Source organism: Vibrio fujianensis, from assembly GCF_002749895.1.
In the GTDB taxonomy this organism is placed as follows: domain Bacteria; phylum Pseudomonadota; class Gammaproteobacteria; order Enterobacterales; family Vibrionaceae; genus Vibrio; species Vibrio fujianensis.
On record NZ_NBUS01000043.1, the window covers coordinates 440616 to 441035 of the forward strand.

The following is a 420-nucleotide window of genomic DNA, read 5'->3' on the forward strand; positions in this document are numbered from 1 at the left end:
CCCTCCTCCAGACAGTGAATATGCAGTCGATCCTGTGGGTGTCGAAATAATTAACCCATCAGAGCGTTGAGAAAAAGCAAAGTTATCATCAATATAGACTTCAAATTCAATCATATGGGCAATTTTTCCGGGGTGTAGAACCGCCTCATTCAAGGCTGAGTTATGACTTTTGATTTGCCCATGACGGTGAATCTCGGCTTCAAGTAAAAAACGGGTTTCTTGCAAATAATGCCCATCCAGTACGCTGCCCAACTCGTTTTGAAAATTGTCAGGATTGAGATCGGTGAGAAAGCCTAAATTACCTCGGTTAACACCGATGACGGAGATATCAAAACGAGATAGAACTCGAGCCGCTCCCAACATATTGCCATCACCCCCGACGACAATAGCTAAATCGGCCTTATTTCCTAATTCAATTAA

1 protein-coding gene is annotated in these 420 nt (G+C 43.1%); it reads right to left on the reverse strand.

Annotated elements, in window-relative coordinates; all coding sequences use genetic code 11:
• Positions 1-420, reverse strand: a 420-nt coding sequence (locus B7C60_RS19225) for an NAD(+)/NADH kinase (RefSeq protein WP_245869368.1), incomplete at both ends; no start/stop codon positions are given.